The organism is Streptomyces sp. NPDC002884 (genome assembly GCF_040295245.1).
Taxonomy (GTDB): domain Bacteria; phylum Actinomycetota; class Actinomycetes; order Streptomycetales; family Streptomycetaceae; genus Streptomyces.
Genome location: NZ_JBEOVB010000008.1, coordinates 199,138 through 218,845 on the forward strand (window position 1 = coordinate 199,138; position 19,708 = coordinate 218,845).

The window sequence follows — 19,708 nt, forward strand, 5'->3', positions numbered from 1 at the left end:
CCCCCTCGTGGCTCGGACCGTCCTCGGTTCTGCGCGCGAAGAACCGCGCGCACAAGGCTAGTTGACTCTGTGTCAGTGTCCAATCACAGTAGCGACTGAGACCTATCGACTTATTTATAGTTGGGCCCCGCCTCGGAGCTGGAGGAAGGCGGGGAAAAGGAAGGACGCTCCGTGGATCTGGCCTTGCTGCGCACCTTCGTGACCGTGCACCGGGCCGGTTCCTTCACTCGCGCCGCCGCTCTGCTGGGACTGTCACAGCCGGCCGTCACCTCCCAGATCCGCACCCTGGAGCGACAGCTGGGCCGCCCGCTGTTCCTACGGCAGGCCCGCGGCGTGACGCCGACGAGCATCGGCGACGAGCTCGCCCACAAGGCCGCCCCCCATCTCGACGCCCTGGTGGAGATCGCCGGGACCGGGCCCGACGACGAGTCCGCCGTGCGGACGCTGCACCTCGCCGGTCCGCCCGAATTCACCGCCGAGCGTGCCCTTCCCGCGCTCACCGAGTTGTCCGGCGACGACGGCCAGGGGTACGCCCTGCGCGCCTCCTTCGGAAACGCCGAGGAGGTCCTGGAGGGCCTGGCTGCCGGCCATCACGACCTGGCCATCAGCACGGCGCGACCGCGCGGGACGCTCCTCACGGCCACACCGCTGTGCGACGAGGAGCACGTCCTGGTCGCCGCCCCGCAGTGGGACGAGCGGATCGACGCCGGGAGGCTGTGCCTCAAGGGCGCGTCCGCGCTGGAGAACCTCCCGGTCGTCGAGGTCCACGAGTCCCTGCCCCTGGTCTCCCGCTACTGGGCCTCCGTCTTCGACTCCCGCCCCGCCGCCTCGGGCACCGTCATCGTGCCCGACCTGCGCGCGGTCCTCGCGTGTGCTGTCTCGGGCGCCGGTCTGGCGGTCCTGCCCCGCTATCTGTGCGCGGCCGCTCTGGAGCGCGGTGACATCGTCGCGCTGCACGAGCCGGCGGTGCCGCCGCTCCGGACGTACGTTCTCGTGGCGCGCACAGGAACGCTGGCGACGCCACATATCGCCCGGGCCCACGAATGGCTGCTGGGCGCGGCCACCGCCTGGTACTGACCCGGTTTCCACCCGATGGCAGGGAATGATCTCCTCCGGTGACCTCTCACGATGTTTCACGTGGAACCAGCCGGGCCACATTTCTCCCATGACCGTCCGACCCGTGGTCAAGCGCACCGCACGAGCCGTTCTGCTGGACGGCGACCATCTGATCCTGATCAAGCGCACCAAGCCCGGTGTGGATCCCTACTGGGTCACGCCCGGTGGCGGGGTCGAACCGGACGACGCGACCGTGGTGGACGCCTTGCACCGCGAGGTGCACGAGGAACTCGGCGCCAAGATCACCGACGTGGTGCCCTGCTTCGTCGACACCGTCGAGCACATCGGTGATGACGGGGGCGCGACCGGCGTGAAGGTGCAGCACTTCTTCGTCTGCCGTCTGGAGTCCATGGACCCGGCCTTGCGGCACGGCCCCGAGATCGAGGAACCCGCCGGCGAGTACGAGATCGTCCGCGTGCCGTTCACCCGGGTCGGGATCGCCTCCGTCCACCTCGTGCCGCTGTCCCTGCGGCACTACCTCGACGGCAATATCGAGGGCGTCCGCGCCATGCACGCACCCGACCTCGGCTGAGGGCCTGATCCGGGCCCGGGACGTCCTGTGGGGCTCCGTGTCAGCTTCCGGTTGCGACCAGTTCCTCGACCGAGTCGTGGCGTATGCGCTCCTCGGGAATGCCGACGCCGCGCAGGGCGTCCACTCCGCTGCGGATCATGCCGGGCGGGCCGGAGACATAGGCGTCGTACTCGGCCCAGGGCCCGAAGGCGCGTATCGCGTCGGGCAACTGGAGCAGACCGTGCCGGTCGACCACCGGGCGGACCTCCAGCCAGGGGTGCGACTGCTGGAGCCGGAGCAAGGTGTCGATGTCGTACAGGTCGTGGTCGCTGCGCGCGCCGTAGAAGACCTCGACCGGGCGCCGGGTGCCGTGTTCGGCGACATCCTCGACCAGCGCCTTGATGGGGGCTATGCCGGTGCCGCCGCCCAGACAGAGCAGCCCGCTGTCCCTGGTGTGGTCGACGGTCATGGAACCGGCCGGCGGACCGAGCCGGACGACGTCGCCGGGCCGGGCGCGGTGCACCAGAGCGCTGGAGACCCAGCCCGCGGGGACGGCCTTCACATGGAAGGCCAGCAGCCCGTCGGAGCGTGGCGCCGAGGCGAAGGAGTAGTGCCGCCAGATCCGCGGCCACCAAGGCGTCTCCAGGCTCGTGTACTGCCCGGCGCGGAAGGGGTAGGGCTGGTTGGGGCGGACGGTGAGGATCGCCACATCCGGTGTTCTGAGGTCGTGCGTGACGACCTCCGCGTACCACCAGGGCGGAGCGCGCAGTTCGTCCACGGCCGCCGCGTCGATCATGACCTGGGAGATCGTGGTGTACGTCCGGACCCAGGCCGCCTCCGTCTCGGCGTTCCACACGGCACCCGCGTACTTGCTCAGCGCGCCGATGAGGCACTCGCCGACGGCCGGGTAGTGCTCGGCCCTGGTGCCGTACTTGCGGTGACCACGGCCCAGGTTCTGGAGGTATTCGACGAGGACCGCTCTGTTGTCCATGTGCTCGGCGGCGGTGAGCAGCGCCTTGAGGAGCCGGTCCCGTTGGGCGTCCATCGCGGGTGGGAACAGTGAGCGCAGGTCGGGATGGCGGACGAACAGCAGCGCGTAGAAGTACGACGTGACCTTGTCTGCCACCGGGGCCACCTCGGCCATCGTCCGCCGGACGAGGACGGCGTCCGGCGACACGTTGCCGCCGGGCGTCGACCGCTGAACGGGCACCAGGGAATCGACGGGCGACGCGGTGTACTGCCGCACGGCCGAACGGGGCTCGGCCGGCACGGCCCGCTGCGCGGACATGGACACTTCCGCGGACACCGACGGCTGCGAAGACTGCTGCGGCGGCTGCGACTGCAGCTGTGGCGACCGCGGCGGCTGCATGGACGTCTGCTGCTGGGCAGGCGTACGAGGCTCGTCGCGGCCCTGCGGGACGTCGGAGGTCGACGGGTCCGGGTCCGGGTCCGTTCGGCGCTCGGTGTCCGTGGTGCCGCCCTGGGGCGCGCCACCGTGGGAGTCGGCCGCATTGCGGCCCACCGGGCGCAGCGCGGCCAGGCGCCGTCCCTCAGAAGCCCCCTGCTCGCCCCGTGGAGCCGGCTCCGGCTGCTTGTGCGGTGTGAACCATCCGTCCCCGCCGCCGGACGTGCCGTTGTCGGCCGACCTGCTGGTCGGAGCGTCCATGGTGTGCCTCGCCTCGAACATCTTTCGGTCGGTCTGCGCACTTCCTGGATCGGAAGGTGCCTGCTTACCCCGCAGACGGCTTGGTTTTCCGTTCGGTTCCACGACCAGGACCGCCACGGTCCATCCGTATTTCCCCTCCGCACCCGCAGGTGAGGCGGGTGTGCGAGATGGGGCGGCACTCTCACCGCAGCATCCCATCCGGTCCGGGCGCCTCGGTCGCATCACCGGAAATGCGGGTCTTCGATCTCTCCGTCCCGTTAGGCTGCGTTGCCCTGTTCTCGGTTCGCGCGGAATGTATGCACCGCGTCGCGCGCACTTCGTTCCGAAAGCGAACCGGAGTCGACCATACCGGCCGCCGTCCGCGGCACAAGTGCCCCCCTTCCGTCCCCGGAACCCGCTCGGCACGCGAACCGCACGTACTCGTCAATCAGCGGTCGTGGCGCACCAATTCATAGGCGTCCCACAGATCCTTCCCCACGTAGGAGTGGGTCGCGAGGCCCGCCAGATGGCGGTCCGGGTTGACCGCCACGGAGACCGGTACGACCCCGAACAGATCCTTGTCGGAGAGCGAATCGCCGTATGCGACGCAGTCGTCCCTCGTCACTTTGAACTCCGCGCAGAGCCGGTCGGCGATCAGCACCTTCGCCGCCGCGTTCAGCGCTCCCGCCGGGTCCATCGGCTCGGTGAAAGGGACCGCCGGGAATCGGGATCCATAAGCCGCGTGGGCGCCCCAGCCAGTGAGTCTTTCCACGAAGAAGGAGGGCGAGAGCGACACGACCGCGCAGTACTCCCCTCTGCGCCTTATCTCCGCCCAGACATCGCGGATACGTGCCAGCCACGGCGCACCCTCGAACGCCGCCGTCACATGCTCCTCGGTGAGTTGCGTCCAGAGGTCGTACACCTGCGACGCGTACTCCGGCGGCCCGATCAATCCTGCCGAGATCGACTGCTCCAGCACCACCGTCTCGGCCTCCAGACCGAGTTGACGTGAGATCTCCAAAGGAGCGGACGTCCCGTGCAGCAGCGTGCCGTCCAGGTCGAAAAGGTGAAGTCTCGCCATGGCCCGAGGCTAACGGGCAGGCCTGACACCTCCCTGACGGGGCTTTTCGCGGGCTGCCGTTCGTCCCTGTTTCACGTGAAACACTCCCGCGCTGCCGTCGCATGGGGTGGGAAATGAGCCCTGATCGATGGGCCATGACATGGCCAGAAGCACCCACATCCCAGGGGAAACAGGTGGACGTCGGCGGTACGGGTCGGACAGCCTGACCTGCGTGCCGACTCCTTCCCTCACCGCTCTGCCCATCCGTCGTCTGACGCACCGCGATCTCACCGCCTGCGCCGACTTGTCCGAGGACCGGGGGTGGCCGCGCGAGGAGCACAAGTGGGGCCTGCTCCTTACGGCCGGCAGGGGTTACGGCATCGACGCCCCCGACGGTGGACTCGTCAGTGCCTGCGTCGTCACCGAGTACGGCCCGCATCGCCGGCCCACCCTCGGCGCCATCGGCATGGTCCTCGTCGCCGAGCGGTACGCCCGGCAGGGCATCGGCCGGCGGCTGATGCGGCACATCGTCTCCCTGATGGGCACCACCCCGCTGACCCTGCACGCCACACCGAACGGCCGTCCGCTCTACGAGGAGCTGGGCTTCAAGGCCACGGGCCGGGCGGAAATGGTGCGGGGGCGATTCACGCCGGACGACACGGCGCCGGACACCGTCACGCGTGCGGCCACGGCCGAGGACCTCACCGCGATCCTCCGGCTCGACGAGGAGGTCTTCGGCGCCGATCGGACGCAGGTGATCGCTCGTCTGCCCGCCTTCACCGACCAGTTGCGGGTCGCCGAGGACGACGGCCGGATCATCGGCTACGCGGCCGCTTGGCCCAACATGGACACCCAGGTCGTGGGGCCGCTGATCGCCAGGGACACGAAGACCGCGAAGGCTCTGCTGGCCTCGCTCGCCGCCCGCACCGACCGGCCGCTGCGCACCGACATCGACGTACGGCACGAGGAACTGCTGGAGTGGGTGAAGGCCCGGGGCCTGGAGCCCATTGCCTTCAACGCCGTGATGACCCACGGGATCACGGAGTTGCCGGGCGACTGGCGCCGCCGGTTCGCTCCGCTGACGGTGGCGGCTGGCTGAAGCCGCGAGACACGAGGAACGCCGGTTCCCATGAAAGTCGGAAACCGGCGTTCGTCGTGGACGCGACAGGTCAGGCCAGCGTCTCCACTGCGGCCGTGGCGAAGCCGTGGTCCTGCTCCGGTGCGCCGCCCCCGACCCCGATCGCGCCGATCAGACGGCCGGCGCGGTGCACCGGCACCCCGCCCGCAATGAACAGCAGCGGCCGGTCGAGGGCGGTAGGCAGGGTGTGGAAGGGGCCGCCGGGCTGTACGGCCTCGACGAGGTCGGCGGTGGGGGCGTTCAGCTGAAGCGCCGTGTACGCCTTGCGCGTGCTCGTCTCCCCGGAGATCAGCACGGCCCGGTCGTCGCGCCGGAAGGCCAGCAGGTGGCCGCCGGCGTCCAGGACGGTGACGCTGACCGTGACCTGGGCGGCCTCGGCGGCACGGCGTGCGGCCGTGACGAGGGCTTCGGCGTCCTGGATGGTCAGGGGTGCGACGGTGGTGGTGCTCATGAGGGGTGCTTCTCCTTGCGAGGGTGCTGAGGTCTGACGAGGTCGGTAGAGGTCCGGGTGACCGGCGGGTCTCACCGCTGGACGGCTGTCTGCCGCTCGGCGGGGGCTCCACCGGCGACGACGGCGCTGGGGGCGTCGGCTGCACCGGAGGCCTTGTCGCGGCGCTCCAGCGCGGCCGAGAGGACGGCGAGGAGCAGGGCGCCCGCGGCGAGGGCGGCGCCGACCCAGTTCGGGGCGGTGTAGCCCGCTCCGGCGGCGATGACGAGGCCGCCGAGCCAGGCGGACAGCGCGTTGCCGAGGTTGAAGGCACCGATGTTCACCGCCGACGCCAGCGTCGGCGCGCCGTGGGCCTGGTCCAGGACCCGCTTCTGGAGCGGCGGGACGGTGGCGAAGCCCAGGGCGCCGATCACGGCGATCGTGACGGCCGCCAGGACCTTGTTGTGGGCAGTGACCGTGAAGAGCGCCAGGACGACCGCCAGGGCGCCCAGAGAGACGTACAGCATCGGCATCAGCGCGCGGTCGGCGTACTTGCCGCCGACGAGGTTGCCGCCGACCATGCCGAGCCCGAAGAGGACCAGCAGCCAGGTGACGGATCCGTCGGCGAAGCCGGCCACGTGCGTCATCATCGGCGCGATGTAGGTGATGGCCGCGAAGACACCACCGAAGCCGAGGACGGTCATCGCCATGGCGAGCAGCACCTGGACGTTCTTGAAGGCGGCCAGCTCGTGCCGCAGCTGCACTCCTTCGGCCCGCGGCATCTCGGGCACGAGCCTGGCGATGCCGGACAGGCCCACGACGCCGAGCACGGCGACGACGGCGAAGGTGACGCGCCAGCCGACGCTCTGCCCGATGAGAGTGCCCAGCGGAACGCCCACCACGTTGGCGACGGTGAGGCCGGTGAACATCATCGCGATGGCCCCGGCCTTCTTGTCGGGGGCGACCAGATCTGCGGCGACGACCGAGCCGATGCCGAAGAAGGCGCCGTGGGCGAGTGAGGCGACCACGCGGCCGATCAGCATCACGCCGAACGAGGGGGCGACGGCGGACAGCAGGTTGCCGACGATGAACAGGCCCATCAGCACCATCAGCATTCGCTTGCGGGAGACCTTGGTGCCGAGGACCGTCATGAGCGGCGCGCCGAACATGACACCGAGCGCGTAGCCGGTCACGAGGAAGCCGGCTGTGGGGATGGAGACCCCGAAGTCGCCCGCGACCTCGGGCAGCAGACCCATGATCACGAACTCGGTCGTGCCGATTCCGAAGGCCCCGATCGCGAGGGCCAGAAGCGCGAGAGGCATAGGGGGTAACACCTTCCCAGACGATTGCAGATGCGCTTTGCGTGCGTCCACAATAGTTGCACACGCGGGCTATACGCAAGCGCCGTATATTGCGGGGTTGCTCTATCCTGGTGTCAGCCGCTCCGGGACGGAGGAGAATCCCCATGACTGCGACGGACCCCGCGCTCACCGCTCTCGCCCAGGGCTGGTGCGCCCTCTCCCTGCTGCACGGGAGGATCGAGGCCCACATCGAGCGCGCGCTACAGACCCGGCACGACCTGAGCGTGCGCGAGTACTCCCTGCTCGACGTGCTCAGCCGGCAGCACGACGGCACCGGGGGACATCTGCAGATGAAGCAGGTGGCCGACGCCGTCGTCCTCAGCCAGAGCGCGACCACCCGGCTGGTGACCCGGCTCGAGGACCGCGGGCTGCTCGAGCGCTACCTGTGCCCCACCGACCGCCGTGGCATCTACACCAACGTCACCGAAGCCGGGCTGAAGCTGCTCGCCGCAGCCCGTCCGACCAACGACGCCGCTCTGCGCGAGGCACTCGACGAAGCCGCCAGAAACGCGGAACTGGCCCCGCTGGTACGGGTCGTGGAGTCACTGAACGCACCCGTCGCGGCCTTGGGCACATAGGGTTGCGGACATGGGAGATCTTGAAATACGGGCCGCCGTCGCCGAGGACATCCCCGCGATCGTCGGCATGCTCGCGGACGACCCACTGGGTGCACAGCGCGAGTCGCCGGACGATCTCAGCCCCTATCTGGCGGCGCTGGAACGACTCACCGCCGACCCGAACCAGCGTCTGGTCGTCGCCGTCCGCGAGGAACGCGTCGTCGGGACGCTCCAGCTGACGATCATCCCGGGCCTGTCCCGGCGCGGCTCGACCAGGTCGGTCATCGAAGGCGTGCGGGTGCACGCCGACGAGCGCGGCAGTGGCCTGGGTACGCGGTTCATCGAGTGGGCGATCGAGGAATCCCGGCGCGAGAACTGCCAGTTGGTACAGCTCACCTCCGACAGCACCCGCACCGATGCCCACCGCTTCTACGAGCGCCTGGGCTTCGTCGCCTCGCACGTGGGCTTCAAGCTCCAGCTCTGAAGACCCCGAAGGCCCCGGGCCCGAACAGAAGCGCCTTGTTTCACGTGAAACAGGGCGCTTCCTTGTCGTGGGCGGCTAGCCGATGCCGCGCCAGCCCTCCGCGTCGATGCCACCGGGCACAGCGGCCCGCTCGTCGTACGGCTGACGCGTGAACACGAACGACCCGAGGTCCAGGTGGTCCACGCTCCCGTCAGGCCGCCGTACGGCCCGCAGGAGCTCTCCTGCGTAGTAGCCCTCGAGGCCGGTCCAGGTACCGTCCCCGTTCGGCCTGAAGCGGGAGCGCCTGCCGCCGCCGGACGACGGCCCCAGGGAAAGCAGTCCGTCGGCCGTCACCCGCAGGGCGAAGGGGCTGGTCCCCCAGTGCCACGGGCCCGCCAGCTCCAGAACGGCGGGGTCCACCTCCGTCAGCGGACGCCACGGCTCGGGAATCCGCGGCTCTGCCTCGGCGACGATCCGCACGAGGTCGGCTGCCACCTGGGACGTCATGAGCCCGGACGTGCAGTTGGCGAGCACCACCGCGGCCACGTCGTCCGCCACACCGATGGTGAGGGTGGCCAGGAAACCCGGCACCGAGCCGGAGTGACCCACGAGCAACCGGCCGTCCCGGTGCTGGATCTGCAGCCCGAGTCCATAGGCAGCTCCGTCCGCCACGTCCGGCAGCCCCGCAGGTCCCGCGGGAGTCCACATCTCGCGCAGGGTCTCCGCGCTCAGGACACGGTCGTCACCCCCCGCCAGGAAGGCGGCGAAGCGCGCGAGGTCGCCGGCCGTGGACCAGAGCTGGCCCGCCGGGGCCATCCGCCCGAAGTCCTCGGCAGGCTCGGGCAGCATCACGTCGGCCCAGGGATGGACCGCCCAGCCGCCTGCGGCCGGTGCCTGCGATCGGACGCTCGTACGGTCGAGACCCAGAGGTTCGAGAACTTCCCGTCGCAGTACCTCTTCCCAGGACGCCCCGCGGAGCTCTTCCACGAGAGCGCCCAGGAGTGAGTAGCCGGGGTTCGAGTAGTGGTGACGTCGGCCGGCCGGAAACGGGGCCGCCTGGTCGCCGAGGACGTCGGCGAGCCCGGGCCGCAGCGAACCCGGGGTCCGCTCCCACCAGGGGCCGGGCGACTCGGCCGCCAACCCACCGGTGTGGGCGAGCAGTTCGGCCACCGTGGCCTCCCCCGCGCCGGTCCCTGGCAGATGCTTCTCCAGCGGGTCCTCGAGGTCGAGCACTCCCTCGTCGCGCAGTCGCAGCACGAGCACGGCGGTGAACGTCTTGGTGATCGAGCCGATGCGGTACTGCACGTTCTCGTCCGGCGCGTGCCCGTCCACCGAGGTCCGCGCCCCGTGCCAGACGGCCCGTCCGTCCCGTACGACCGCGGCGACCAGCGACGGGGCCCGTCCCTCGGCCTGGGCCACGGCGATCCGGTGCAGCAGCGCCCGACGGGTGCCGGGAAGCAGCTCTTCCTGAGGTGTTGTCATGGGCCCAGTCCATCCGCCCGCGCGGCCGGCGTCGAGCTCATTTCGCCCGGGGCGCCGGATCAGGTCTGCGCCATGTCCACGAAGCGCGAGTAGTGGCCCTGGAAGGCGACGGTGATCGTGGCCGTCGGGCCGTTACGGTGCTTGCCGACGATGATGTCCGCCTCGCCCGCGCGCGGGGACTCCTTCTCGTAGGCGTCCTCACGGTGCAGCAGGATCACCATGTCCGCGTCCTGCTCGATGGAGCCGGACTCACGCAGGTCGGACACCATCGGCTTCTTGTCCGTGCGCTGTTCGGGACCACGGTTGAGCTGCGAGAGCGCGATCACGGGGACCTCCAGCTCCTTGGCCAGCAGCTTGAGGTTACGGGACATGTCCGAGACCTCCTGCTGACGGCTTTCGGAGCGCTTGGAACCACCGGCCTGCATCAGCTGGAGATAGTCGATGATCACGAGCTTGATGTCGTTGCGCTGCTTCAGCCGGCGGCACTTGGCCCGGATCTCCATCATCGACAGGTTCGGGGAGTCGTCGATGTACAGCGGCGCGGAGGACACCTCGGGCATCCGGCGCGCCAGGCGGGTCCAGTCCTCGTCCGTCATGGTGCCGGAACGCATGTGGTGCAGGGCGACGCGGGCTTCGGCGGACAGCAGACGCATCGCGATCTCGTTGCGCCCCATTTCCAGGGAGAAGATGACGCTGGGCAGGTTGTGTTTGATCGACGCCGCGCGCGCGAAGTCCAGCGCGAGCGTCGACTTGCCCATGGCGGGACGTGCCGCGATCACGATCATCTGACCCGGGTGCAGACCGTTGGTGAGCGAGTCGAGGTCCGTGAACCCGGTGGGCACACCCGTCATCTCGCCGCTGCGCGAGCCGATCGCCTCGATCTCGTCGAGGGCGCCCTCCATGATGTCGCCGAGCGGGAGGTAGTCCTCGCTGGTGCGCTGCTCGGTGACCGCGTAGATCTCGGCCTGGGCGCGGTTGACGATCTCGTCGACGTCGTCGTCGCCCGCGTATCCCATCTGCGTGATGCGGGTGCCGGCCTCGACCAGGCGGCGCAGCACGGCGCGTTCGTGGACGATCTCCGCGTAGTACTCGGCGTTGGCGGCTGTCGGCACCGTCTGGACGAGGGTGTGCAGATAGGACGCGCCCCCGACCTTGTTGATCTCGCCGCGCTTGGTGAGCTCGGCGGCGATCGTGATGGGGTCGGCCGGCTCGCCCTTGGCATAGATGTCCAGGACCGCTTGGTAGATGGTCTCGTGCGCGGGCTTGTAGAAGTCGTGGCCCTTGAGGACCTCGACCACGTCGGCGATGGCGTCCTTGGACAGCAGCATGCCGCCGAGGACGGACTGCTCGGCGTCGAGATCCTGCGGCGGTACCCGCTCGAAGGCGGTCCCACCGCCTTCCCACTCACCGCTGTCCCGGCCGCGGTCGTGCTGTTCGTCACGACCGCGCCCTCCCTCGCCGCGCCGCCGGGCAGGAGGCAGACGATCACTGGGCCCGCTGTCGGCCCACGGGTCGTCCAAGGGCTCGGAAATGCTCACCGAGCAACCTCCTCCCGTCCGCCGAGCGGACCTCGCCATGCCTTCTTTTCTACGGCACGGCACTGACAATTGAGAGCGCCAACTCCGGTTGTGACGCGTCGGTTTTATGAGGGTTTCCTCGGCCGACGGACGGAGCGGGTGCCGGACCACGGTAGGCCCGTCTGCACCGTCAGCCAATCTGGTTATCCACAGGCCATGTGGACGACGGCCCCGATGCTGTGGAGAACTCCACAAAACCTGTGCACGACCCGGTGGACAGCGTTGTGAACAAGCCCTCGACTTTTCTTGCGAAGCTTCGCTGACCTGCACTTTCCCCATCCACCGGCTGTGCAGAAGAAAAAGTTGCCCGGTCGGACCAAGATCTCTTCGAACGACGCGCGAGAGGATACGCGGCCCAAGGGGAAGTAAGGGTCACATGGCGACTGGATCTCTTACCTGTGGACGATTAGATTGGTGGTCATGACACAGGCTCCCGCGCCCCCCGAGGCCGTCCGCCGGCAGCACGATCGAGAGATCGTCGCCCTGGCCGTCCCGGCCTTCGGCGCGCTCGTAGCCGAGCCGCTCTTCGTCATGGCCGACAGCGCGATCGTCGGCCATCTGGGCACCGCCCAACTGGCCGGACTCGGCATCGCGTCCGCGCTTCTCATGACAGCAGTCAGCGTCTTCGTCTTCCTCGCCTACGCCACCACCGCCGCCGTGGCGCGCCGTGTGGGCGCCGGCGACCTGCCGGCTGCCATACGTCAGGGCATGGACGGCATCTGGCTGGCTCTGCTCCTCGGCGCCGCCGTGATCGCGGCCACCCTCCCCACCGCGCCGGCACTCGTGGAACTCTTCGGCGCCTCCGACACCGCCGCTCCCTACGCGACCACCTATCTGCGCATCTCGGCACTCGGGATCCCGGCCATGCTCGTCGTGCTGGCCGCGACCGGTGTCCTGCGTGGACTCCAGGACACAAGGACACCGCTCTACGTCGCCGTCGCCGGCTTCGTCGCCAACGCCGCGCTGAACGTCGGCCTCGTCTACGGCGCGGGTCTCGGGATCGCCGGCTCCGCCTGGGGCACCGTGATCGCCCAGTGGGGCATGGCCCTGGTCTACCTCGCCGTGGTGGTCCGCGGAGCCCGGCGCCATGGCGCGTCTCTGCGGCCGGACGCCGCCGGCATCAGAGCCTCTGCCCAGGCCGGGGTTCCCCTGCTGGTCCGTACGCTTTCGCTACGGACCATTCTGATGATCGCCACTGCCGTGGCCGCCCGTCTCGGGGACGACGACATCGCGGCGCACCAGATCGCTCTGGGCCTGTGGAGCCTGCTGGCCTTCGCCCTCGACGCCATCGCCATCGCCGGGCAGGCCATCATCGGACGGTATCTCGGTGCCGACGACGCCCAGGGCGCCCGTGACGTCTGCCGCCGCATGGTCCAGTGGGGCATCGCTGTGGGTGCCGTCCTCGGCCTGCTGGTCGTGATCGCCCGACCTCTGTTCCTGCCGCTCTTCACCAGCGACCCCGCGGTGAAGGAGGCCGCGCTGCCCGCTCTTCTGGTGGTGGCGCTCTCCCAGCCCATCTGCGGCATCGTCTTCGTACTCGACGGTGTGCTGATGGGTGCAGGAGACGGCCCCTATCTCGCCTGGGCGATGGTGCTCACCCTGGCGGTCTTCACTCCGGTGGCCCTGCTGGTGCCGGTTCTCGGCGGTGGCCTGACCGCGGTGTGGGGAGCGATGACGCTGATGATGGCGGTCAGAATGCTGACCCTCTGGCTGCGTGCCCGCTCCGGCCGCTGGATCGTCACCGGCGCCACCCGCTGACCGGACGGTTTCACGTGAAACGGTCGGTCACGTGAGACGACCGCGAGAGACGGCCGCAGAAGCGACCAGCCGTTCAGGACGGGCGTTTCACGTGAAACAAGCAAGCAGAAGGGGCCGCACCCCATGGGGTGCGGCCCCTTCTCAGCTCTTCGAGCCAAACGCAGCGATCAGGCCGCGACGACCTCGATGTTGACCTTGGCGGCAACCTCGGGGTGCAGACGCACGGACGTCTCGTGGGCGCCCAGGGTCTTGATCGCCGAGCCGAGCTCGATGCGGCGCTTGTCGACCTCGGGGCCACCGGCAGCCTTGATCGCGGAAGCGATGTCGGCCGGGGTGACGGAACCGAAGAGACGACCGGCGTCGCCGGAGCGCACGGCCAGACGGACCTTCACGCCCTCGAGCTGGGCCTTCACAGAGTTGGCCTGCTCGATGGTCTGGATCTCGTGGATCTTGCGAGCACGACGGATCTGCTCGACGTCCTTCTCGCCACCCTTGGTCCAGCGGATAGCGAAATTCCGCGGGATCAGGTAGTTGCGAGCGTAACCGTCCTTGACGTCGACGACATCGCCGGCGGCACCGAGGCCAGAGACCTCGTGGGTGAGGATGATCTTCATTTTTCGGTCACCCTTCCCTTATCGCGCCTGGGCGGTGTACGGCAGCAGCGCCATCTCACGGCTGTTCTTGACGGCCGTGGCGACGTCACGCTGGTGCTGCGTGCAGTTGCCGGTCACGCGGCGGGCACGGATCTTGCCGCGGTCGGAAATGAACTTCCGCAGCATGTTCGTGTCCTTGTAGTCCACGTACGTGACCTTGTCCTTGCAGAAAGCGCAGACCTTCTTCTTAGGCTTGCGCACAGGCGGCTTCGCCATGGTGTTTCTCCTGTGTGATCAAGAAGTTGGGGTACGACCCCCACCCTCGACTCGGTCGGCCCGGAGACCCGGGCCCGACCGGCCTAGAAGGGGGGTTCGTCCGAGTAGCCGCCGCCGGAACCGCTGCTGCCGCCGGAGTTTCCACCCCAGCCGCCGCCACCGCCGCCGCTGCCCTGGTTGCCGCCGGCGGGAGTGCCGGTGGCCCAGGGGTCTTCGGCGGGAGCGCTGCCGCTCTGCTGAGCGCCGCCGGAGTTTCCACCCCAGCCGCCGCCCTGCTGGCCGCCACCGCCGCCGCCGCCGTAACCACCCTGGCCGCCCTGGCCACCGCGGCCGGAGGCCTTGGTGACCTTGGCCGTGGCACTGCGCAGGCTGGCGCCGACTTCCTCGACGTCCAGTTCGTAGACCGTGCGCTTGACGCCCTCACGGTCCTCGTAGGACCGCTGCTTCAGCCGGCCCTGCACGATGACGCGCATGCCTCGCTGGAGCGACTCCGCGACGTTCTCCGCCGCCTGACGCCAGACCGAGCAGGTCAGGAACAGGCTCTCGCCGTCCTTCCACTCGTTCGTCTGGCGGTCGAAGGTGCGGGGAGTGGACGCGACACGGAACTTCGCGACCGCCGCACCGGAGGGGGTGAAGCGCAGCTCGGGGTCGTCGACAAGATTGCCGACGACCGTGATGACGGTCTCGCCTGCCATGGGGGAACCTCTCGGCGGGTTTGCTGCTGGCTGCTGGTGCTGCTACTCAGAATCCCGAGATCAGCTGAGCGGGAGAGCTCAGTGGGTCTCGGGACGGAGGACCTTGGTCCGGAGGACCGACTCGTTCAGGTTCATCTGGCGGTCGAGCTCCTTGACGACCGCAGGCTCGGCCTGAAGGTCGATGACCGAGTAGATGCCCTCGGGCTTCTTCTTGATCTCGTACGAGAGACGACGACGGCCCCAGGTGTCGACCTTCTCCACCTTTCCGTTGCCCTCACGGACGACGGAGAGGAAGTTCTCGATCAGCGGGGAGACAGCGCGCTCCTCGAGATCGGGGTCGAGGATGACCATCACTTCGTAGTGACGCATGTGGAACCCACCTCCTTTGGACTCAGCGGCCACGGTCGATCCGTGGCAGGAGGGTTGTGATGCGTACGCAACGGTATCGGCCGCCACTGACAATGGGGGTCGACGTGCGACTTCCCCGCTCTCAGCTGGACGGACTCCCTGGCATGCCAGGGCAGACACCGGTGCAGAGGGTACAGAGTACCTGCACACACGCTTCCGGTTGAAATCCGGCGTGGATGACCGTCAGTCTGTACACGTCGGGTGTGTATGGCGCTACGATGCGCCGCCTTCCGCAGGAGGTGCCACATGGCACAGGCATTGCGACCCAATACCGCCGGATCTCTCTTCGCCACCGACGGCAAAGCCCATCCAATCCAGGACACCCTGCTGGCAGTGACGCTGGTGCTCGGGGTGACGGCCTTCATCACGTCGTTCTTCCACAGCCTCCATCTGCTCAGCTCCTGGGCCGGACTGGTGGGAATCCTGACCGGCGCGTACGGACAGTGGATCTCCGAGACCACCCGTGAGCGCTTCGGTCTGATCCTGGGTCTCGGTGCCGCGGCCTTCGGCTTCTTCATCGGGATGGCCCACGGCGGCCTCTTCGGCGGAGTCTGGTGACCCGACCGGCGCCGGTGCCCGCACCACGGACACCGGCCGCGCCGGAAGACACGTAGGACACCTACGAACCCGGACGGAACGCCCCGGCCGCGCGCGGGCCGGGGCGCAGGTTCCGTACGCCCAGTCAGGCCGCTCGCAAGGCGCAGTAGGCTTCGGCGCGAGAGCCGGAGCCCCTGTACCCATGGGGACACACCAGCCCGAGGAGCGCCCGGAATGAGCCTGACCCTGAGGACGATCAGCCGCGAGCAGCATCTGGCATACATCCAGAGCCTGCCGTCGGCGAGCCACATGCAGGTTCCGGCCTGGGCCGATGTGAAGGCCGAGTGGCGTTCGGAGAGCCTCGGCTGGTTCGACGAGCGGACCGGTGAACTGGTCGGCGCAGGTCTCGTCCTCTACCGCCAGTTGCCCAAGATCAAGCGCTACCTGGCCTATCTGCCCGAGGGCCCGGTCATCAACTGGTACGCGCCGAATCTGACCGAGTGGCTGGAACCGATGCTCGCGCACCTCAAGCAACAGGGCGCGTTCTCGGTGAAGATGGGCCCGCCGGTGATCATCCGCCGCTGGGAGGCCGTCTCCATCAAGGCCGGCATCCAGAGCCCGGACGTGAAGAGACTGCGCGACATCGAGGCCGACTTCATCGAGCCGCGCGCCTTCGAGGTGGCCGACAAACTGCGCCGCATGGGCTGGCAGCAGGGCGAGGACGGCGGCGCCGGCTTCGGCGACGTCCAGCCGCGCTACGTCTACCAGGTGCCGCTGGCGAACCGTTCCCTTGAAGAGGTCCACAAGAACTTCAACCAGCTGTGGCGCCGCAACATCAAGAAGGCCGAGAAGGCCGGTGTCGAGGTCGTCCAGGGCGGTTACCACGACCTCGAGGAGTGGCAGCGGCTGTACGAGATCACGGCTCTGCGGGACCACTTCCGGCCGCGCCCGCTCTCGTACTTCCAGCGCATGTGGTCGGCCCTCAACACCGAGGACCCCAACCGCATGCGGCTGTACTTCGCCCGCCACAACGGCGTGAACCTTTCGGCGGCGACGATGCTGATCGTCGGCGGCCACGTCTGGTACTCCTACGGCGCGTCCGACAACATCGGCCGTGAGTTCCGGCCCTCGAACGCGATGCAGTGGCGGATGCTGCGCGACGCCTATGCGCTCGGCGCGACCGTCTACGACCTGCGGGGCATCTCCGACTCGCTGGACGAGACCGACCACCTCTTCGGCCTGATCCAGTTCAAGGTCGGCACCGGCGGACAGGCCGCGGAGTACCTCGGCGAGTGGGACTTCCCGCTGAACAAGCTGCTCCACAAGGCTCTCGACATCTACATGTCGCGCCGCTGACGTCACGTTCAGTGATTCGATACCTCTGACACCTCTGACGCGTTTCCCCACACCGCAGCCACGAGAAAGGTCCCAGGTCCGGCCATGGCGCTCACCCTCTACGTCGACACCGCGCGCTGGCGGGCGCATCACAAGCACGTGCAGGAGCAGTTCCCGGGACTCGTCCCGGTCTGCAAGGGCAACGGCTACGGCTTCGGACACGACCGGCTGGCCGAGGAGGCCACCCGGTTGGGCTCGGACGTCCTGGCCGTCGGCACGACGTACGAGGCCGCGCGCATCAAGGACTTCTTCGGCGGTGACCTGCTGGTACTGACGCCCTACCGGCGCGGCGAGGAGCCCGTCCCGCTGCCCGACCGGGTCGTACGCTCGGTGTCTTCGGTCGACGGCGTGTACGGCCTCGTGGGCGCTCGGGTGGTCATCGAGGTGATGTCGTCGATGAAGCGGCACGGCATCAGCGAGCAGGACCTGCCGCAGCTGCACGCCGCCATCGAGAACGTCAGGCTCGAGGGTTTCGCCATCCACCTCCCGCTGGACCGCACCGACGGCTCCGACGCCGTCGAGGAGGTCATCGGCTGGATGGACCGGCTGCGCGCGGCCCGCCTGCCGCTGCACACAATGTTCGTCAGCCACCTCAAGGCCGACGAACTCGCCCGGCTGCGGCAGCAGTTCCCGCAGACCCGCTTCCGCGCCCGTATCGGCACACGGCTGTGGCTGGGGGACCACGAGGCCACCGAGTACCGCGGTGCCGTCCTCGACGTCACGCGGGTCGCCAAGGGCGACCGCTTCGGCTACCGGCAGCAGAAGGCGGCCTCCGACGGCTTCCTGGTGGTCGTGGCGGGCGGTACGTCGCACGGGGTGGGTCTGGAGGCCCCCAAGGCCCTGCACGGCGTCATGCCGCGCGCCAAGGGCGTCGCCCGGGCCGGCCTCGCCACGGTGAACCGGAACCTCTCCCCGTTCGTCTGGGGCGGCAAGCAGCGCTGGTTCGCCGAGCCGCCGCACATGCAGGTGTCCATCCTGTTCGTGCCCTCGGACGCGCCGGAGCCGCACGTCGGCGACGAACTCGTGGCCCATCTGCGGCACACCACCACACAGTTCGACCGGATCGTGGACCGCTGAGGCGCGAGCGCCGAAGAAACGCAGCAAGGGGAAAGGCCGTACACGCAGACTCCGTGTACGGCCTTTCCGTCGTTCTGCTGCCGGGCCCTGAGGTTCTGGGCCGAGCCTTGTTCGCTCAGAGCGAACTGTCGGTGGCGTCCTGTTTGCCCCAGTCCACCTGCGGACCGTCGAAGTGGGATGCATGCCGGGGCGGATGCGCCGCCGCGCCGAGCACGAAGACGTCCTCCGCCCCGTCGAGCACTCCGCCCGAGGGATCGTCGTCGCCCGCCTGTCGCACCACGTCCCGCTCCGGCATCAGGATGTCGCGCACGATCACGCCGCACAGGTAGAGCGTTCCCAGCAGGTGCACGCCGATGGCCCAGTGGTAGCCGTCGGTCGGCAGGCCCTTGTGGGCGTCTCCGCTCATCGTGTACGCGAGGTACATCCAGATGCCCAGGAAGTAGGCGACCTCGCACGCCTGCCAGATCAGGAAGTCCCGCCACTTCGGCCGGGCCAGCACCGCCAGCGGCACCAACCACAGGACGTACTGCGGCGAGTAGACCTTGTTGGTGAGGATGAAGGCCGCCACGATCAGGAAGGCCAGCTGGGCGAAGCGGGGACGGCGGGGCGCGGTGAGCGTCAGAACGGCGATGCCCGCGGCACACAGCACGACGAGAAGCGTGGCGAGGGTGTTCACGCTGTCGGTGGTGAGGGGATCGCTGGAGTTCTGCGCCATGATCAGCCAGAAGGAGCCGAAGTCGACGCCCCGCTCCTGGCTGAACCGGTAGAACTTCGACCAACCGTCGAAGGCGAAGAGCATGACGGGCAGGTTCACCACCAGCCAGGCGACGACCGCACCGCCCGCGGCCTTGCCGAAGTCCCGCCACTTCCCCGCACGCCAGCAGAGCACGAACAGGGGGCCGAGGAGGAAGACGGGATAGAGCTTGGCGGCCGTGGCGAGCCCCAGCAGGACGCCGAAAGCGAGGGGCCGGCTCCGCGACCACATGAGCATCGCCGCGGCCGTCAGAGCGACCGCCAGCAGGTCCCAGTTGATGGTCGCGGTCAACGCGAACGCGGGCGCCAGAGCGACCAGCAGGCCGTCCCAGGGGCGCCGGGCGTGCGTCCTGGCCACACAGACGGCGATGACGGCCGCGCACGCCATCAGCATCCCGGCGTTGACCATCCAGTACCACTGTTCCTGGTCCTGGATGCTGCCGCTGCCCGGCGTCAGCCAGTTGGCCACCTCCATGAACACGCCGGTCAGCACCGGGTACTCGAGGTAGTCCATGTCGCCGGGGAGCTTGTCGAAGTACGGCACGAGTCCGTCGGCGAAACCGCGCCCCTGATAGAGGTGCGGGATGTCCGAGTAGCAGGCATGCGTGTACTGGGTCGTGGCGCCGAAGAACCAGCCGCCGTTGTAGCAAGGCGCCTTCTGGATCAGCCCTAGGGCGAACATCCCGATGGCCACCAGCGCGACGATACGCACGGGAGTCCACCAGGACGTCCCGAGCAGGGCCCGGCGGCCGAGGGGACCGCCGATCAGCTCACTGCCGGCCGCGGCCACCGGGTCATCGCTGGTCGGCTTCACGGGATCCGGCTCGTGCACGCGCGTCGGCGTCGATTCTGCACTGGGCATGAGCCACATCCTGCCGT

20 protein-coding genes are annotated in these 19,708 nt (G+C 68.9%); 9 read left to right on the forward strand and 11 right to left on the reverse strand.

Translation table 11 applies throughout. From position 1 onward, the window contains the following. Positions 1-171 precede the first annotated feature (171 nt). Together ABT070_RS19235 and ABT070_RS19240 are read left to right on the forward strand one after the other, a co-directional pair. The gene (locus ABT070_RS19235; RefSeq protein ID WP_351761864.1) at positions 172-1,077 is read left to right on the forward strand and encodes a LysR family transcriptional regulator; all 906 of its coding nucleotides are present in this window, start codon (positions 172-174) and stop codon (positions 1,075-1,077) included. 88 nt (positions 1,078-1,165) lie between these two features. Continuing rightward, complete coding sequence (locus ABT070_RS19240; protein WP_351761866.1) at positions 1,166-1,648, forward strand: NUDIX domain-containing protein; 483 nt, start codon at positions 1,166-1,168, stop codon at positions 1,646-1,648. A 40-nt stretch (positions 1,649-1,688) separates the two neighbouring features. Here the strand turns inward: ABT070_RS19240 and ABT070_RS19245 are convergent, their stop codons facing one another. Beyond that, positions 1,689-3,293 (reverse strand): globin domain-containing protein, encoded by a 1,605-nt coding sequence (locus ABT070_RS19245; RefSeq protein ID WP_351761868.1) that lies wholly within the window; start codon positions 3,291-3,293, stop codon positions 1,689-1,691. Between the two features lie 427 nt (positions 3,294-3,720). Further along, positions 3,721-4,353 (reverse strand): HAD family hydrolase, encoded by a 633-nt coding sequence (locus ABT070_RS19250; RefSeq protein ID WP_351761870.1) that lies wholly within the window; start codon positions 4,351-4,353, stop codon positions 3,721-3,723. Positions 4,354-4,564: 211 nt separating this feature from the next. On the opposite strand from ABT070_RS19250, the gene ABT070_RS19255 reads away from it, so the two are divergent. Next, positions 4,565-5,431, forward strand: a complete 867-nt coding sequence (locus ABT070_RS19255; protein WP_351761872.1) for a GNAT family N-acetyltransferase — start codon at positions 4,565-4,567, stop codon at positions 5,429-5,431. 70 nt (positions 5,432-5,501) lie between these two features. Here ABT070_RS19255 and ABT070_RS19260 read toward each other — a convergent pair whose 3' ends face one another. After that, positions 5,502-5,921, reverse strand: a complete 420-nt coding sequence (locus ABT070_RS19260) for a GlcG/HbpS family heme-binding protein (protein ID WP_351761874.1) — start codon at positions 5,919-5,921, stop codon at positions 5,502-5,504. 71 nt (positions 5,922-5,992) lie between these two features. Then, the gene (locus tag ABT070_RS19265; protein WP_351761877.1) at positions 5,993-7,219 is read right to left on the reverse strand and encodes an MFS transporter; all 1,227 of its coding nucleotides are present in this window, start codon (positions 7,217-7,219) and stop codon (positions 5,993-5,995) included. 143 nt (positions 7,220-7,362) lie between these two features. Here ABT070_RS19265 and ABT070_RS19270 point away from each other — a divergent pair, with 143 nt between their 5' ends. Continuing rightward, complete coding sequence (locus tag ABT070_RS19270) at positions 7,363-7,836, forward strand: MarR family winged helix-turn-helix transcriptional regulator (protein WP_351761879.1); 474 nt, start codon at positions 7,363-7,365, stop codon at positions 7,834-7,836. A gap of 10 nt (positions 7,837-7,846) precedes the next feature. Continuing rightward, positions 7,847-8,299 carry a GNAT family N-acetyltransferase gene (locus ABT070_RS19275; RefSeq protein ID WP_351761881.1) on the forward strand — a complete coding sequence of 151 codons (453 nt, stop codon included), beginning with the start codon at positions 7,847-7,849 and terminating at the stop codon, positions 8,297-8,299. A gap of 75 nt (positions 8,300-8,374) precedes the next feature. Here the strand turns inward: ABT070_RS19275 and ABT070_RS19280 are convergent, their stop codons facing one another. Together ABT070_RS19280 and dnaB are read right to left on the reverse strand one after the other, a co-directional pair. Beyond that, complete coding sequence (locus tag ABT070_RS19280) at positions 8,375-9,760, reverse strand: serine hydrolase domain-containing protein (protein ID WP_351761883.1); 1,386 nt, start codon at positions 9,758-9,760, stop codon at positions 8,375-8,377. Positions 9,761-9,819: 59 nt separating this feature from the next. Beyond that, positions 9,820-11,298, reverse strand: coding sequence for a replicative DNA helicase (dnaB, locus tag ABT070_RS19285; protein ID WP_351761885.1), 1,479 nt, complete (start codon positions 11,296-11,298; stop codon positions 9,820-9,822). 459 nt (positions 11,299-11,757) lie between these two features. Between dnaB and ABT070_RS19290 the strand changes: the two genes are divergently transcribed. Continuing rightward, positions 11,758-13,095 (forward strand): MATE family efflux transporter, encoded by a 1,338-nt coding sequence (locus ABT070_RS19290; RefSeq protein WP_351761888.1) that lies wholly within the window; start codon positions 11,758-11,760, stop codon positions 13,093-13,095. Positions 13,096-13,262: 167 nt separating this feature from the next. On the opposite strand, the gene rplI is transcribed toward ABT070_RS19290, so the two are convergent. From rplI to rpsF, 4 genes are all read right to left on the reverse strand, one after another. After that, positions 13,263-13,709, reverse strand: coding sequence for a 50S ribosomal protein L9 (gene rplI, locus ABT070_RS19295; RefSeq protein ID WP_020130673.1), 447 nt, complete (start codon positions 13,707-13,709; stop codon positions 13,263-13,265). An 18-nt stretch (positions 13,710-13,727) separates the two neighbouring features. Then, entirely contained in the window at positions 13,728-13,964 is a 237-nt protein-coding gene (gene rpsR / locus ABT070_RS19300) for a 30S ribosomal protein S18 (protein WP_020130672.1), read from the reverse strand. Positions 13,965-14,047: 83 nt separating this feature from the next. Further along, positions 14,048-14,659: a single-stranded DNA-binding protein gene (locus ABT070_RS19305; RefSeq protein WP_351761891.1), complete on the reverse strand. Its 612-nt coding sequence runs from the start codon at positions 14,657-14,659 to the stop codon at positions 14,048-14,050. A gap of 78 nt (positions 14,660-14,737) precedes the next feature. After that, positions 14,738-15,028, reverse strand: coding sequence for a 30S ribosomal protein S6 (rpsF, locus tag ABT070_RS19310; RefSeq protein ID WP_006604399.1), 291 nt, complete (start codon positions 15,026-15,028; stop codon positions 14,738-14,740). Positions 15,029-15,313: 285 nt separating this feature from the next. On the opposite strand from rpsF, the gene ABT070_RS19315 reads away from it, so the two are divergent. From ABT070_RS19315 to ABT070_RS19325, 3 genes are all read left to right on the forward strand, one after another. Next, positions 15,314-15,625, forward strand: a complete 312-nt coding sequence (locus ABT070_RS19315) for a hypothetical protein (protein ID WP_351761893.1) — start codon at positions 15,314-15,316, stop codon at positions 15,623-15,625. Between the two features lie 213 nt (positions 15,626-15,838). Next, positions 15,839-16,960 (forward strand): peptidoglycan bridge formation glycyltransferase FemX, encoded by a 1,122-nt coding sequence (femX, locus tag ABT070_RS19320; RefSeq protein ID WP_351761895.1) that lies wholly within the window; start codon positions 15,839-15,841, stop codon positions 16,958-16,960. Between the two features lie 84 nt (positions 16,961-17,044). Beyond that, entirely contained in the window at positions 17,045-18,076 is a 1,032-nt protein-coding gene (locus ABT070_RS19325) for an alanine racemase (protein WP_351761897.1), read from the forward strand. A gap of 115 nt (positions 18,077-18,191) precedes the next feature. On the opposite strand, the gene ABT070_RS19330 is transcribed toward ABT070_RS19325, so the two are convergent. Continuing rightward, a complete protein-coding gene (locus tag ABT070_RS19330) occupies positions 18,192-19,691 on the reverse strand; it encodes a glycosyltransferase family 87 protein (protein ID WP_351761900.1) in 1,500 nt (499 codons plus the stop codon). Between the last annotated feature and the right edge of the window lie 17 nt (positions 19,692-19,708).